The sequence below is a fragment of the Mycobacterium sp. OAE908 genome (assembly GCF_017872775.1).
Taxonomy (GTDB): Bacteria; Actinomycetota; Actinomycetes; order Mycobacteriales; family Mycobacteriaceae; genus Mycobacterium.
Window position 1 is genome coordinate 4,001,888 of sequence record NZ_JAGGJL010000001.1, and the last position, 12,289, is coordinate 4,014,176.

The 12,289-nt window shown below is 64.4% G+C and carries 14 protein-coding genes; 7 read left to right on the forward strand and 7 right to left on the reverse strand.

The genetic code is table 11. The annotated features are described in order from the left end of the window. Window positions 1-24: 24 nt before the first annotated feature. A complete protein-coding gene (locus J3E61_RS19705; protein WP_210084671.1) occupies window positions 25-531 on the forward strand; it encodes a homocitrate synthase in 507 nt (168 codons plus the stop codon). Between the two features lie 17 nt (window positions 532-548). On the opposite strand, the gene J3E61_RS19710 is transcribed toward J3E61_RS19705, so the two are convergent. Then, the gene (locus J3E61_RS19710; protein WP_192721352.1) at window positions 549-2,030 is read right to left on the reverse strand and encodes a cytochrome P450; all 1,482 of its coding nucleotides are present in this window, start codon (window positions 2,028-2,030) and stop codon (window positions 549-551) included. 118 nt (window positions 2,031-2,148) lie between these two features. Between J3E61_RS19710 and J3E61_RS19715 the strand changes: the two genes are divergently transcribed. After that, a complete protein-coding gene (locus J3E61_RS19715) occupies window positions 2,149-2,769 on the forward strand; it encodes a TetR family transcriptional regulator (protein ID WP_192721351.1) in 621 nt (206 codons plus the stop codon). A 10-nt stretch (window positions 2,770-2,779) separates the two neighbouring features. Further along, a complete protein-coding gene (locus J3E61_RS19720; RefSeq protein WP_210084672.1) occupies window positions 2,780-3,637 on the forward strand; it encodes an SDR family oxidoreductase in 858 nt (285 codons plus the stop codon). On the opposite strand, the gene J3E61_RS19725 is transcribed toward J3E61_RS19720, so the two are convergent. Genes J3E61_RS19725 through J3E61_RS19735 form a run of 3 tightly spaced genes read right to left on the reverse strand, consistent with a single transcriptional unit; the run spans window position 3,634 to window position 6,478 of the window. Next, a complete protein-coding gene (locus tag J3E61_RS19725) occupies window positions 3,634-4,818 on the reverse strand; it encodes an AAA family ATPase (protein WP_210084673.1) in 1,185 nt (394 codons plus the stop codon). The genes J3E61_RS19720 and J3E61_RS19725 overlap by 4 nt on opposite strands. Before the next feature lie 5 nt (window positions 4,819-4,823). Further along, entirely contained in the window at window positions 4,824-5,873 is a 1,050-nt protein-coding gene (locus J3E61_RS19730; protein ID WP_210084674.1) for a DNA polymerase IV, read from the reverse strand. Beyond that, window positions 5,870-6,478 carry a TetR/AcrR family transcriptional regulator gene (locus J3E61_RS19735; protein WP_210084675.1) on the reverse strand — a complete coding sequence of 203 codons (609 nt, stop codon included), beginning with the start codon at window positions 6,476-6,478 and terminating at the stop codon, window positions 5,870-5,872. Before J3E61_RS19735 ends, J3E61_RS19730 begins: the two co-directional genes overlap by 4 nt. An 87-nt stretch (window positions 6,479-6,565) precedes the next feature. Here J3E61_RS19735 and J3E61_RS19740 point away from each other — a divergent pair, with 87 nt between their 5' ends. Further along, a complete protein-coding gene (locus J3E61_RS19740) occupies window positions 6,566-7,108 on the forward strand; it encodes an NAD(P)H-dependent oxidoreductase (RefSeq protein WP_210084676.1) in 543 nt (180 codons plus the stop codon). 12 nt (window positions 7,109-7,120) lie between these two features. Here J3E61_RS19740 and J3E61_RS19745 read toward each other — a convergent pair whose 3' ends face one another. Next, a complete protein-coding gene (locus tag J3E61_RS19745) occupies window positions 7,121-7,675 on the reverse strand; it encodes a TetR family transcriptional regulator (RefSeq protein WP_210084677.1) in 555 nt (184 codons plus the stop codon). Next, window positions 7,672-7,995: a multidrug efflux SMR transporter gene (locus J3E61_RS19750; RefSeq protein WP_210084678.1), complete on the reverse strand. Its 324-nt coding sequence runs from the start codon at window positions 7,993-7,995 to the stop codon at window positions 7,672-7,674. The genes J3E61_RS19745 and J3E61_RS19750 overlap by 4 nt, the downstream gene beginning before the upstream one ends. A 493-nt stretch (window positions 7,996-8,488) precedes the next feature. Here J3E61_RS19750 and J3E61_RS19755 point away from each other — a divergent pair, with 493 nt between their 5' ends. Genes J3E61_RS19755 through nrdE form a run of 3 tightly spaced genes read left to right on the forward strand, consistent with a single transcriptional unit; the run spans window position 8,489 to window position 11,342 of the window. Further along, window positions 8,489-8,731: a glutaredoxin-like protein NrdH gene (locus J3E61_RS19755; RefSeq protein WP_192721343.1), complete on the forward strand. Its 243-nt coding sequence runs from the start codon at window positions 8,489-8,491 to the stop codon at window positions 8,729-8,731. Between the two features lie 32 nt (window positions 8,732-8,763). Beyond that, a complete protein-coding gene (gene nrdI, locus J3E61_RS19760; protein ID WP_192721342.1) occupies window positions 8,764-9,207 on the forward strand; it encodes a class Ib ribonucleoside-diphosphate reductase assembly flavoprotein NrdI in 444 nt (147 codons plus the stop codon). Next, window positions 9,174-11,342, forward strand: a complete 2,169-nt coding sequence (gene nrdE, locus J3E61_RS19765; protein WP_192721341.1) for a class 1b ribonucleoside-diphosphate reductase subunit alpha — start codon at window positions 9,174-9,176, stop codon at window positions 11,340-11,342. Before nrdI ends, nrdE begins: the two co-directional genes overlap by 34 nt. Window positions 11,343-11,918: 576 nt before the next feature. Here nrdE and J3E61_RS19770 read toward each other — a convergent pair. Continuing rightward, window positions 11,919-12,224, reverse strand: a complete 306-nt coding sequence (locus J3E61_RS19770; RefSeq protein WP_210084679.1) for a hypothetical protein — start codon at window positions 12,222-12,224, stop codon at window positions 11,919-11,921. Window positions 12,225-12,289 lie beyond the last annotated feature (65 nt).

A 12,289-nucleotide genomic window follows, 5' to 3' on the forward strand; every position in this document is an offset into this window, starting at 1 on the left:
CCACCTGAGTGAGAAGACCGGCACATGACAAGCTCTATTGCTACTCGATCCGCTATCAGCGCAGCGCCGCCGACGCCCTTCGCGGCCCGCATCACCGGCCCGATGCCCCGCGGTCTGCGCCAGGAGGCCGACGCGATGTCTTTCGAAGCGTTTCACGACCGATATGCGTCCAGTTCGGGGCCGCTGCGGCTCGGTAATTGGCAGTGCACCGACGCCGAATGTCCGTCGACCCGGCTGGGCCCGCAGGCCCGCCACTACCAAGCCACGTTGGCCGTCGGCGATCGCATCACCACGTCGTCTGCTGCCGCGTGCGGACCTGTCGCGGCGCTCACCGAGATGCTGTATGACCGCGGCATTGCGGTCGAGATGACGGCGTTTCATCAGGTTCCGGCCGGCGAGCACACCGCGACATTCGTCCGCGGCTCCGACGGTGCCCGATCGCTTTGGGCGATGGGTTGGTCCGACGACCCGACGCAGTCCGCTCTGCGCGCGGTGATCGCCTGCGCCAACCGGCTGCTGACCGAGGCCTGATTTCCGCCGAGATAGCGTTATCGCAAGGGGCGCAGCACAATTGGCATGCCGTCGAGTGGCACCGGCATGCCGCCGTAGTCGTAGCGCGGCTTGTACCCCGGGTGGGGCAACTCGAGTCGATACTTCCGCAGCAACCGGTGCATGACGGTTTTGATCTCCAACTGACCGAAGACCATGCCGATGCACTTGTGCGCTCCGCCGCCGAAGGGGGCGAACGCGTAACGGTGCTTCTTGTGCTCCGAGCGCGGCTCGGCGAAGCGTTCGGGGTCGAATTTGTCCGGGTTCGTCCACAGTTCGGGCAGCCGATGGTTGAGCGACGGCCACGTCACCACGTCGGTGCCGGCCGGGATGAAGTAACCGAGCAGGTCGATGTCGCGGACTGCGCGCCGGAAATTCATCGGCAGCGGCGTGACCATCCGCAGGGCCTCGTTGATCACCAGGTCGTAGGTTTCCAGCTTGTCGAGCGCCTCGATGTCCAGCGGGCCGTCGCCGATGCGAGCCGACTCGTCACGGCAGCGCTCCTGCCATTCGGGGTTGGCCGCCAAGTGGTAGGCCATCGTCGTCATCGTCGACGTCGAGGTGTCATGGGCCGCCATCATCACGAAGATCATGTGCGCCACGATGTCGTCGTCGGTGAATCGCTGGCCGTCCTCGTCTTCGGCCTGGCACAGCACGCTGAGCATGTCGGTGCGCTCGTGACCGCGCGTCTCGGCGACACGAGCAGAGAAATAGTTCTCCAGCGTCTTGCGTGCCTCGATGCCGCGCCACCAGGTCAGCGGCTTGACCGGTTTGCGGATGATCGCGTTGCCGGCGCGGGTGGTGGTCGTGAACGCGTGGTTGATCGTGGTGACGAGGTCGTGATCGGTGCCTGCTTCATGGCCCATGAACACCACCGAGGCGATGTCGAGCGTGAGCTCCTTGGCGGCGGGATGGAACAGGAACCGGGCGTCGTTGGCGACCCAGTCGTTGCCAACCACCTTGCTGGCCACCGAGTCGATGTGCTCGACGTAGCCGGCCAGGCGCGAGCGGGTGAACGCCTCCTGCATGATCCGCCGGTGGAACATGTGCTCGTCGAAGTCGAGCAGCATCAGGCCGCGCTCGAAGAACGGTCCGATGACCGGGTCCCAGGCCCGCTGCGAGAACTCCTTGTTGCGGTTGGAGAAGACGGCCTGCGTGGCGTCGGGGCCCAGCGCCATCACCGAAGCCAGGGCGGGCGAGTACTGGTAGTGGATCGGGCCGTACTTGCGATAGACCTCGACGGCGAACTCCGGCCCGAGGCGGAAGAACTCGATCATGTGGCCGATGATCGGCAGCCCCGAGTCACCCATCGCCGGCTTGAGACCGCTGCCCGCGGGTGGCTGGGCCAGCGCGAACTGCTTCCACTCGTGCCTGCGGAGCCGCTTCTCGGCCAGGCCCATGCCGGGGATGGTCACCGGGGTCGGCTTCAACCGACGCTTGGCCTGGTCAAGCAGGTAATCCTTGGTGCTGATGGTCGCCATGAATTCTCCCTGGGCAAAAGACTGTGGCCGTTGTCACTCCTGATCCTCATCCTGGATGGCAGACTTGACGCATGTCAAGTTTTGTTTCGGCGCGGCGTGGGTGCAAAGGTCTAGGGCGATGACCGCCCAGCCCGCTCCACAGCAGGTTCGCCGCAGCCGCGGGGACCGGCAGCGCGAGGCCATCGTCAACGCGGTACGCGAGCTTCTTCAAGAGGGATCGTTCGCCGATCTGTCGGTCAGCACGATCAGCGAGCGGGCCGGCGTCGCCAGGTCCGGCTTCTACTTTTACTTCGACTCCAAATACGCGGTGCTGGCGGTGATCCTCGCCGACGCCAGCGAGCTGCTCGACGAGCTGACGCATCACTTCGCGCCGCGTGAGCCCGGCGAGACGCCTGAAGCGTTCGCGAAGCGGATGGTCGGCAGCGCGGCTGCGGTATACAACAACGACGATCCGGTGCTGAAGGCGTGCTCGGTGGCGCGAAATACCGATGCCCAGATCAGCGAAATGATGGACGACTTCTACGACGGCATCATCGACAAATTGATCACGCTCCTCGAGCAGGACTCCGACGCGCGCCCGATCTCGGATGATCTGCCCGCGCTGGTGCGAACGCTGGCTGCGGTGACGTCGTTCACGTTGACCGAGGACAGTGCGTTCGTTGGCCGCGGCGAGGACCCTGCGCGCGCCATCGACATCGTCGAGCGATTGTGGCTGAGCGCGTTTTGGGGTGACCGGTAGTCTCACCGCCATGGCACAGCGGAGCTTTGCGGCAAAGCGTTGTTTTCTCACCGGTGCCGCGAGCGGAATCGGCCGCGCCACCGCGCTGAAGCTGGCGGCCGAAGGCGCCGAGCTCTACTTGACCGACCGTGATGCCGAAGGCCTTGAGAAAACCGTCGCCGACGCGCGTGCGCTCGGCGCCAACGTGCCAGAGCACCGCGTGCTCGACATCTCCGACTACGACGAGGTGGCCGCGTTCGCCGACCACATCCACGCCAACCATGCGCCGATGGATGTGGTGATGAACATTGCGGGCGTATCGGCGTGGGGGACGGTCGATCAGCTCACGCACCAACATTGGCGCTCGATGGTCGACATCAATCTGATGGGCCCGATCCACGTCATCGAGACCTTCATTCCGCCGATGCTGGCCGCCCGTCGCGGTGGGCATCTGGTCAACGTGTCATCGGCCGCCGGCTTGGTCGCGCTGCCCTGGCACGCCGCCTACAGCGCGAGCAAGTATGGGCTGCGCGGAGTTTCGGAGGTACTGCGCTTCGACTTGGCCCGCTACCGCATCGGCGTTTCGGTGGTGGTGCCAGGTGCGGTGAAAACGCCTCTGGTGCAGACGGTTCAGATCGCCGGAGTGGATCGCGAGGATCCCAATGTGAAGCGGTGGACCGACCGCTTCAGCGGGCATGCGGTCTCGCCCGAGCACGTCGCGGACAAGATTCTGCGCGGCGTGTCGAAGAACCGGTTCCTGATCTACACGTCGCCGGACATCCGGGCCCTGTATGCGTTCAAACGTGTTGCGTGGTGGCCGTATAGCGTGGCGATGCGGCAAGTCAATGTTCTGTTCAGTCGTGCGCTTCGGCCGTCGTCTCGCGTCTAGCGCTTACCCCAGTCCCATGGGGGCGCGGTCAGCATGCCCAAGCCCTTGATGCGGGTCTCGCCGAGTTCCTTGTACAACTCGATCTCCACTGCGCTGCCCTCGTCGGCGTCGCTCACCGGCACGGTGTCCAGAAACTCCAGCATCGCCCTCGAGTGCGTGACCACGACGACCTGCGTCTGACTGGCCGCCGCCTGGATCAGCGACGCCAACGGACGTACCAGGTCGGGATGCAGTGACGTTTCCGGCTCGTTGAGCACCATCAGAGAGGGCGGTCGAGGAGACGTCAGCGCGGCTGCCCACAGCAGGAAACGCAGTGTGCCGTCAGACAACTCGGCTGCGCGCAGCGGGCGCAGCATGCCGCGCTGTTGCAGCTGCAGATCGAAAAGGCCGTCACGGACGGCCACCGACACCGTCGCACCGTCGAAGGCGTCGGCGACGGCACGCTGGAGGTCCTCGAATCCGGCCTCGATGATCGTCTGCACTGCGGCGGCGAGGTCGGCGCCGTCGTCGGAAAGCACCGGTGTGCGAGTGCCGACGTGGGGCAGTCGCGACGGTGCTGTCGCATCCACCCGGAAGCCGTCGTAGAACCGCCAGCTGCGCAGCCGATGCCGAACGGCGGCGAGCTCCGGATGCGCACCCGGGTGGGCGTATTCGGCGAGGACACTGCGGTAGGTGGGCAGCGATCGCGTCATCTCGTCGAAGCCCCGCCCGGATTCCGCGCCGGCCTCGGCGAATTCACGGGTGCGACGCACCAGCGTCGAACTGGTCCGCATCACGCGGCCGACGAAAACCGCCTCGCGCTTGATCTCCGGATCGCGTGCGAACAACGAATTGTGGCCCGCCATCTGCGGCAGCCCGAGGTCGACCAGGTAGCCGAAATCGTCGGACGCGAACCCGAGTTCGAGCGAAACCGGCCCGGTGCGCCTTGTGCCCTCGACCTTTCCGGTACGACGCGTGCCCGACAGGTGTTCCGGTCCGGCCCACAGCACCGACTCCAGGCCGCCCTCGCGGGCCAGCGAGCCGATCACCTCGCCGCGGCCGCAGTCGGCGAGCAGTCGCAGCGCGCGATACAGCGACGACTTTCCGGTGCCGTTCGCGCCTGTGACGACCGTGAGCCGCGCAAGAGGCAGCACGATTTCCCGCAGCGAGCGGTATCCGCGGATGGCGACCGTCTGCAGCATCTGGCTCAGTACCCGCCGTCCGGAGGGTTAAGTTCCAGCCGGACGCCGAGCAGCCGGACGGGGCGGTCGAGTTCGAACTGAGCGAGAAGCTCCAGCGCCGTTTGTTTGATGGGTTCGGCATCGACGGTCGGGGCGGCAAGCTTGCGAATCTTGGTCCGGGTATAGAACGTGTTGGTGCGGACGGTGACCGCCACCCTGGTGACGATTCGACCCTGAGCGATGATCTCGTCGAGCGTCTGCTGCGCGAGATCTCTTACAGCGGAGTCCATTTCGCCTCGATCGGTCAAATCGGCGGCGAAGGTGATGACGTGGCTGCGCGAGCGCGGCACCCATGGTTCGGCGCTGACGGTGGTGTCGCCGCCGCCTTTGGCCAGCAGCAAAATCCACAGCCCGGTCGTCGGGCCGAATGTCGACGTGAGCACCGTCGCACCGGTCGCAGCCAGATCGGCCACCGTCGTAATGCCCATTCCGGCAAGCTTTTTCGCGGTCTTCGGGCCGACACCCCACAACGCATCGACCTCGCGATCACCCATCACCGCCATCCAATTCTCATCGGTCAGCTGATAAATGCCTGCCGGCTTACCGAATCCCGTCGCGACCTTGGCGCGCTGCTTGTTGTCACTGATGCCGACCGAACACGACAACTGCGTCTGCCCGATCACCTCACGGATCTGCTCGGCCAGCGCGACGGGGTTGTCAGACTCTTCCAGGTCGGCGCCGACATAGGCCTCGTCCCAACCCCACACCTCGACGGGGTGGCCGAGGTCGCGCAGCAGCGTCATCACCTCTTCAGACGCTTCGTCGTAGGTCGCGGTGTCGAGCGGTAGAAACGTCGCGTCCGGGCACTTGCGGGCAGCGGTGCGCAGCGGCATGCCTGCATGCACTCCGAACTTGCGTGCCGGGTACGACGCGCATGTGACGACCTTGCGCGGCTCGTTCGGATCGCCGTTGCCGCCCACAATGATCGGCAGGCCGGCAAGTTCGGGCCTGCGGCGCACCTCGACGGCGGCCTGAAACTGATCGAGGTCGACGTGCAGGATCCACCGCTGATTCATCGGCCGCAGAGCTTGCGCGCCACGCTTTCCCACGCCGCGCCGAGCTGCTCGAGGGTCTGGCCGCGCTCGATCATCTGGAACTGGACATAGTCGGGGTCGAGCAGGCCGAGCAACGCGAACGCCTGGGCATCCAGGTCACCGGTCGTCCCGGCGGCCTCCAGCAGCACCCGGATGTGCCTGTGGTGAAACATCACCGGGGCGATGAACCGCATCTGCGGATCTCGGTTGGCGTCGGAGAGCAGCGCGTGGTGGGTGTTGACGAACTCGAGCCGATCGGCGCCGTATGCGAGCAGCCGGTCCAGCGGCGGCGCACCGGGGCCAAGCGGCGGCGGGCCGAACATCAACGCCTGCTGTTCGGCCTTCTCGTCCTCGTCGAGCAGCACGATCATCAAGCCGGCCCGGCTGCCGAACCGCCGGAACAGCGTGCCCTTGCCGACGCCCGCGGCCGCGGCGATGTCGTCGGTGGTGACCGCATCGGGGCCGCGCTCGGCTATCAGGCGCCGCGCAGCGTCGAGCAGTAGCGTTCGGTTGCGGGCGGCGTCGCCGCGTTCCTGCGGCGGTTGATCCGTGACCGGCAACTCACGCAGCGGGGGAGTAGCGGTCATATCAGCAGTTTAGTTCAGGCGGAATAAATCGGACCATGGTCCGGTTGCGGCGTGCGAGGATCTTGCAGAGACCGAAGGGAACGAGAGATGTCCGACACCAAGGTTTTGGTGCTGTTGGGAAGCCTGCGCGCCGGATCGATCAACCGTCAGCTGGCTGAGCTCGCGATCGAGTCCGCGTCCGACGGCGTGCGCCTGGAGCTGTTCGACCGGCTTGGCGAGCTGCCGTTCTACAACGAGGACGTCGACACCGAGGAGGTGGCGGAGCCGGTGCAGGCACTGCGTGCCGCTGCCGCCGACGCCGACGCCGCGCTCGTCGTCACCCCCGAATACAACGGGACTATCCCGGGTGTGTTGAAGAACGCGATCGACTGGCTGTCGCGACCGTTCGGCAACGGCGCGCTCAAGGGCAAGCCCGTCGCCGTCGTGGGTGCCTCACACGGCCAGTACGGCGGCGTGTGGGCGCACGACGAGACGCGCAAGTCGTTCGGTATCGCCGGAGTTCGGGTGGTCGAGGATCTCAAGCTGTCGGTGCCGACGCCGGTATTCGACGGTAAGCACCCGCGCGAAAACGCCGAGGTGGCCGCGAACCTGCGCGACATCGTCGGCAAGCTCGCCGCCGAAATCGCCTGAGCGCGAACAGCGTCAGCTCGCCAGCAGCCTGCCCAGGGCGTCGGTCAAGACATCGGTGCTCAGTGGCTCACCGGTGATCAGCGCGTGCAACAGGGCGCCGTCGATGAAGATCGCCGCGGCCTGCGCAGCGTTGTGACCTGTCTTCGGCTCGAGGATCGCGATCAAACCGTCCAGCCACAAGCGGGCGTGCGGCCGCAGTTCGGGCCGATGGCTGGCCGCTGTGTACAGCTCATTGCAGGCGCGGTAGCGGTCGTGGTCGGTCAGGTAGTCGGCCGTGAGTCGGGCGAGCGTGCCGGGTAGGTCGGCAGTGGCACGCAGTTGTTCTGCCCATTCGTCGAGACCCTCGATGGAACCGCGAGCCGCGGCGGCGAGGGCGGCCTCGCGCAGTTCGTCGAGATCCCTGAAGTAGTAGGTCGTGGAGCCGACCGGTACGCCGGCGACCTCGGCGACCCGACGATGCGTCAGCCCGGCCAGCCCGGCTTCCGCGATGACCCGGGTCGCGGCTTCGACGATGAGCTGTCGACGGCCGACGGGATCACGCGGCCTGCGCCGCGGCGGCGCGGTCAATGGGCGCCTGCCATGTTCAGCGTGACCACGCCGCCGATCACCAGCGCTATGCCGACGACCTTGCCCAGCGACATCGGGGAGCCGAGAAACACTACGGCGATCACGACGATCGCGGTCGTGCCCAGCGCCGACCACAGCGCGTATGCCACGTCGATCTGCATGCCGCGGGCGATCGCCATCGCCATCAATGCGAAGGCGACCGCATACCCCGCCAGGCACGCCACCGTCGGCCACAGCCGAGTGAAGCCGTCGGTCGACTTCAGCAGGCTGGTCGCGAGCACTTCGGCCACGATCGCGACGGCCAACAACAAGTAAGCCACGATTCTCCTTAGTGTACGTATGTACATGTACAAACGTACACTACTTGCCGTGCCCCTTCGGTCGGTTTGCTGTTACGTCACCGTGACGGTTCGCGTCGGGTCACGTGTCGGTGCCCGGTGGTAGACCAGACGTCAGGCGCGACACAACCGCAGTGTGATGTGCGACACGCCGGGCGTGTTGACGCCGGAATGCTTACGACCAGGGAATTTCAAAAATGTTATTCAGAACATCTTGTATCCCTTCGCAATGTCGGACACCAGGTGTAGTGTTTCGAACACCGACAGACCCCCACCGGTACCAGTACCCCAGGGTCGGCCGGAGGCCACAAATCCGGCGGTGTCGGTTCCCAGACCCCCCGGGCGCGTGGCCGCAGGGCACCTGGAATTTTGAGGGCCCAAGGGTCGCTGAACTTCAGCGAGATGCAGTACCAGAGCAGTTGCCAGTCTCAGTGCAGTGTCAGTCAGTGCCAGTTGTAGAGGAGCCGTACCGCAGATGACCGTCACCGTCTACACCAAGCCCGCATGCGTGCAGTGCAATGCCACCTACAAGGCGCTGGACAAGCAGGGCATCGCCTACGAGAAGGTCGACATCAGCCTGGATAGCGAGGCCCGTGACTATGTCATGGCGCTCGGATATCTTCAGGCGCCCGTCGTGGTGGCCGGTAACGACCACTGGTCCGGCTTCCGTCCCGATCGCATCAAGGCGCTGAGCGGCGCGGTCGCGGTAACGGCATAAGGGGTATCCCGACAGCAGAGAGGAGACGACCGATGAGCAATCTCGTGTACTTCTCCAGCGTGTCGGAAAACACCCACCGCTTCGTCCAGAAGCTGGGTCTGCCCGCCGTCCGGATTCCGCTGCACGGACGCATCGAGGTCGACGAGCCGTTCGTGCTGGTGCTGCCCACCTACGGCGGTGGGCGCGTCACTCCCGACATCAATGACGGCGGCTATGTCCCCAAACAGGTCATCGCCTTCCTCAACAACGAACACAACCGGTCGTTGATCCGCGGCGTCATCGCCGCGGGCAACAACAACTTCGGCGCCGAATTCGCATACGCGGGCAATGTGGTGTCCCGCAAATGCGCAGTGCCGTACCTCTATCGCTTTGAACTCATGGGTACTCCCGAGGACGTGGAAGCCGTCCGTGCGGGCTTGGAAGATTTCTGGAAGGAACAGACGTGCCACCAACCGTCACAGCTGCAGAGCCTGTAACCACCGGCGCGCACGCGCTTCCGGGCGAAACGGATTACCACGCCCTCAACGCGATGCTGAATCTGTACGACGCGGACGGCAAGATTCAGTTCGAAAAGGACCGCGAGGCCGCGCACCAGTACTTCCTGCAGCACGTCAACCAGAACACGGTGTTCTTCCACAACTACGACGAAAAGCTCGACTACCTGATCCAAAAGGAGTACTACGAGCGCGAGGTGCTCGATCAGTACAGCCGCAACTTCGTCAAGAGCCTGATCGACCGCGCGTATGCGAAGAAGTTCCGGTTCCCGACGTTTGTCGGCGCATTCAAGTACTACACGTCCTACACGCTGAAAACCTTTGACGGCAAGCGGTATCTGGAGCGGTTCGAGGATCGCGTCGTCATGGTGGCGCTGACGCTGGCCGCGGGCGACACCACCCTGGCAGAGAAGCTGGTCGACGAGATCATCGACGGCCGGTTCCAGCCGGCCACGCCGACGTTCCTCAACTCGGGTAAGAAGCAGCGCGGTGAGCCGGTGTCCTGCTTCCTGCTGCGCATCGAAGACAACATGGAGTCGATCGGCCGCTCCATCAACTCGGCGCTGCAGCTGTCCAAGCGCGGTGGCGGAGTTGCATTGCTGCTGAGCAACATTCGCGAGCACGGCGCGCCGATCAAGAACATCGAGAACCAGAGTTCCGGCGTCATCCCGATCATGAAGCTGCTGGAGGATTCGTTCTCCTACGCCAACCAGCTCGGTGCGCGGCAGGGCGCAGGCGCGGTGTACCTGCACGCCCATCACCCGGATATCTACCGCTTCCTGGACACGAAGCGCGAGAACGCCGACGAGAAGATCCGGATCAAGACGCTGAGCCTCGGTGTGGTGATTCCGGACATCACGTTCGAGCTGGCCAAGAAGAACGAGGACATGTACCTGTTCTCGCCGTACGACGTCGAGCGCGTGTACGGCATTCCGTTCGCCGACATCTCTGTGACCGAGAAGTACTACGAGATGGTCGACGATGCGCGGATCCGCAAGACGAAGATCAAGGCGCGTGAGTTCTTCCAGACGCTGGCCGAACTGCAGTTCGAGTCCGGCTACCCGTACATCATGTTCGAGGACACGGTGAATCGGGCCAACCCGATCGAGGGCAAGATCACGCACAGCAATCTGTGCTCGGAGATCCTGCAGGTGTCGACGCCGTCGGTGTTCAACGAAGACCTGACGTATGCCCAAGTGGGCAAGGACATCTCGTGCAATCTGGGCTCGTTGAACATCGCAAAGGCGATGGACTCGCCCGATTTCGCGCAGACCATCGAGGTGGCGATCCGGGCGCTGACGGCGGTGAGCGATCAGACGCACATCTGGTCGGTGCCGTCGATCGAGCAGGGCAACAACGACTCGCACGCGATCGGGCTGGGGCAGATGAACCTGCACGGCTACCTGGCGCGCGAGCGGATCTTCTACGGCTCCGAAGAGGGCGTCGACTTCACCAACATCTACTTCTACACGGTGCTGTATCACGCGCTGCGAGCGTCGAATCGCATTGCGATCGAGCGTGGTTCGCACTTCAAGGGCTTCGAGAAGTCGAAGTACGCGTCGGGGGAGTTCTTCGACAAGTACACCGAGCAGGTGTGGGAGCCGAAGACCGATCGCGTCAAGGAGTTGTTCGCAGACGCCGGCATCCGCATTCCGACGCAAGAGGATTGGGTTCGGCTGAAGGAGTCGGTGCAGGCGCACGGCATCTACAACCAGAACCTGCAGGCGGTTCCGCCGACCGGCTCGATTTCCTACATCAACCATTCGACGTCGTCCATTCACCCGATCGCGTCGAAGGTCGAGATTCGTAAGGAAGGCAAGATCGGGCGCGTGTACTACCCGGCGCCGTACATGACGAACGACAACCTGGAGTACTACCAGGACGCGTACGAGATCGGCTACGAGAAGGTCATCGACACGTACGCCGCGGCGACGCAGCACGTCGATCAGGGGCTGAGTCTGACGCTGTTCTTCAAGGACACCGCGACGACACGTGACGTGAACAAGGCGCAGATCTACGCGTGGCGCAAGGGAATCAAGACGCTGTACTACATCCGGTTACGCCAGATGGCGCTGGAGGGAACCGAAGTCGAGGGCTGCGTGTCCTGCATGCTGTAGGACCGCGCCTTTTGCTACCTCACCCTGCTAGACCCCACCTGAGGCGTCTTGGTGGGGACCGGCGTTAAGGTCACGGTTGAAATATCGCCAGGGATTTGGCGTCCATACACGTCACCAGCCCAGTGGCACCACCCAGCACCCGAAGGTTGAATGATCCATTCCCCGCCGTGCAGGATGCAGCAAGTCTCCTGCGTCACCGGGTCGTCCAGGCCATTGTGCTCATTGATGCAATCCATGTAGTCGCTCTTGTCTCGCGCCTTGTCCGCGTGGGCGATTGCGGGAGCTCCGATTGCGCCGAGTGCTAGCCCGGCCGCGATGAGCGACGTGGGCACTAGTCGCCGTATACGGGCGCGACTGCAAACAGTTGTTGAGTCGTGAGTTGTCATTCTGATTGTTCTTTCGGTGCTGGCCATGTGGCGGGTTAGACCCTTGCGGGTCGCTGACACCGGTAAGCGTCACGAGCGGCCAGCATGGTGACAGTTTTTGGTAATGCGCCGCCGGCGAGTGTGGACTTGATACACGCGATGCGGGAAGTAGGCGTGCAATATGTCCACACTCGCCGATGATGCGGCCGCGCTAACCCATCGCGTAGACGGGCAGGCGATCAACCCGCGTCAGCACTGCGTGCTTCGGCGGAACGCTGGGGCCGGGGTGGGCCTCCTCTAGCTTCGCCTCGTCGTCTATCCAGCACTCGCCGGTGCGCTCGTCGTAGTCGCCGCCGTAGAACACGCAGCAGACGCCAATGTCGTCCGGGTGGTCGGCTGCGCACTGCCAGAAGTCGTCGCCCGCGGCGTTGACTGGTTGTGCACTCGCGTTGGCGGCCAGTCCGATGGCCAGGCCTGCCGTCATTGCGGCCGTAACCAGAAGTCCCTTGATGTTCATGCGCTAAGCCTGAAGCGCAGCCGTCGTCGCCAAAACGGGGCGAACTCCGCTCGACACCGATCACG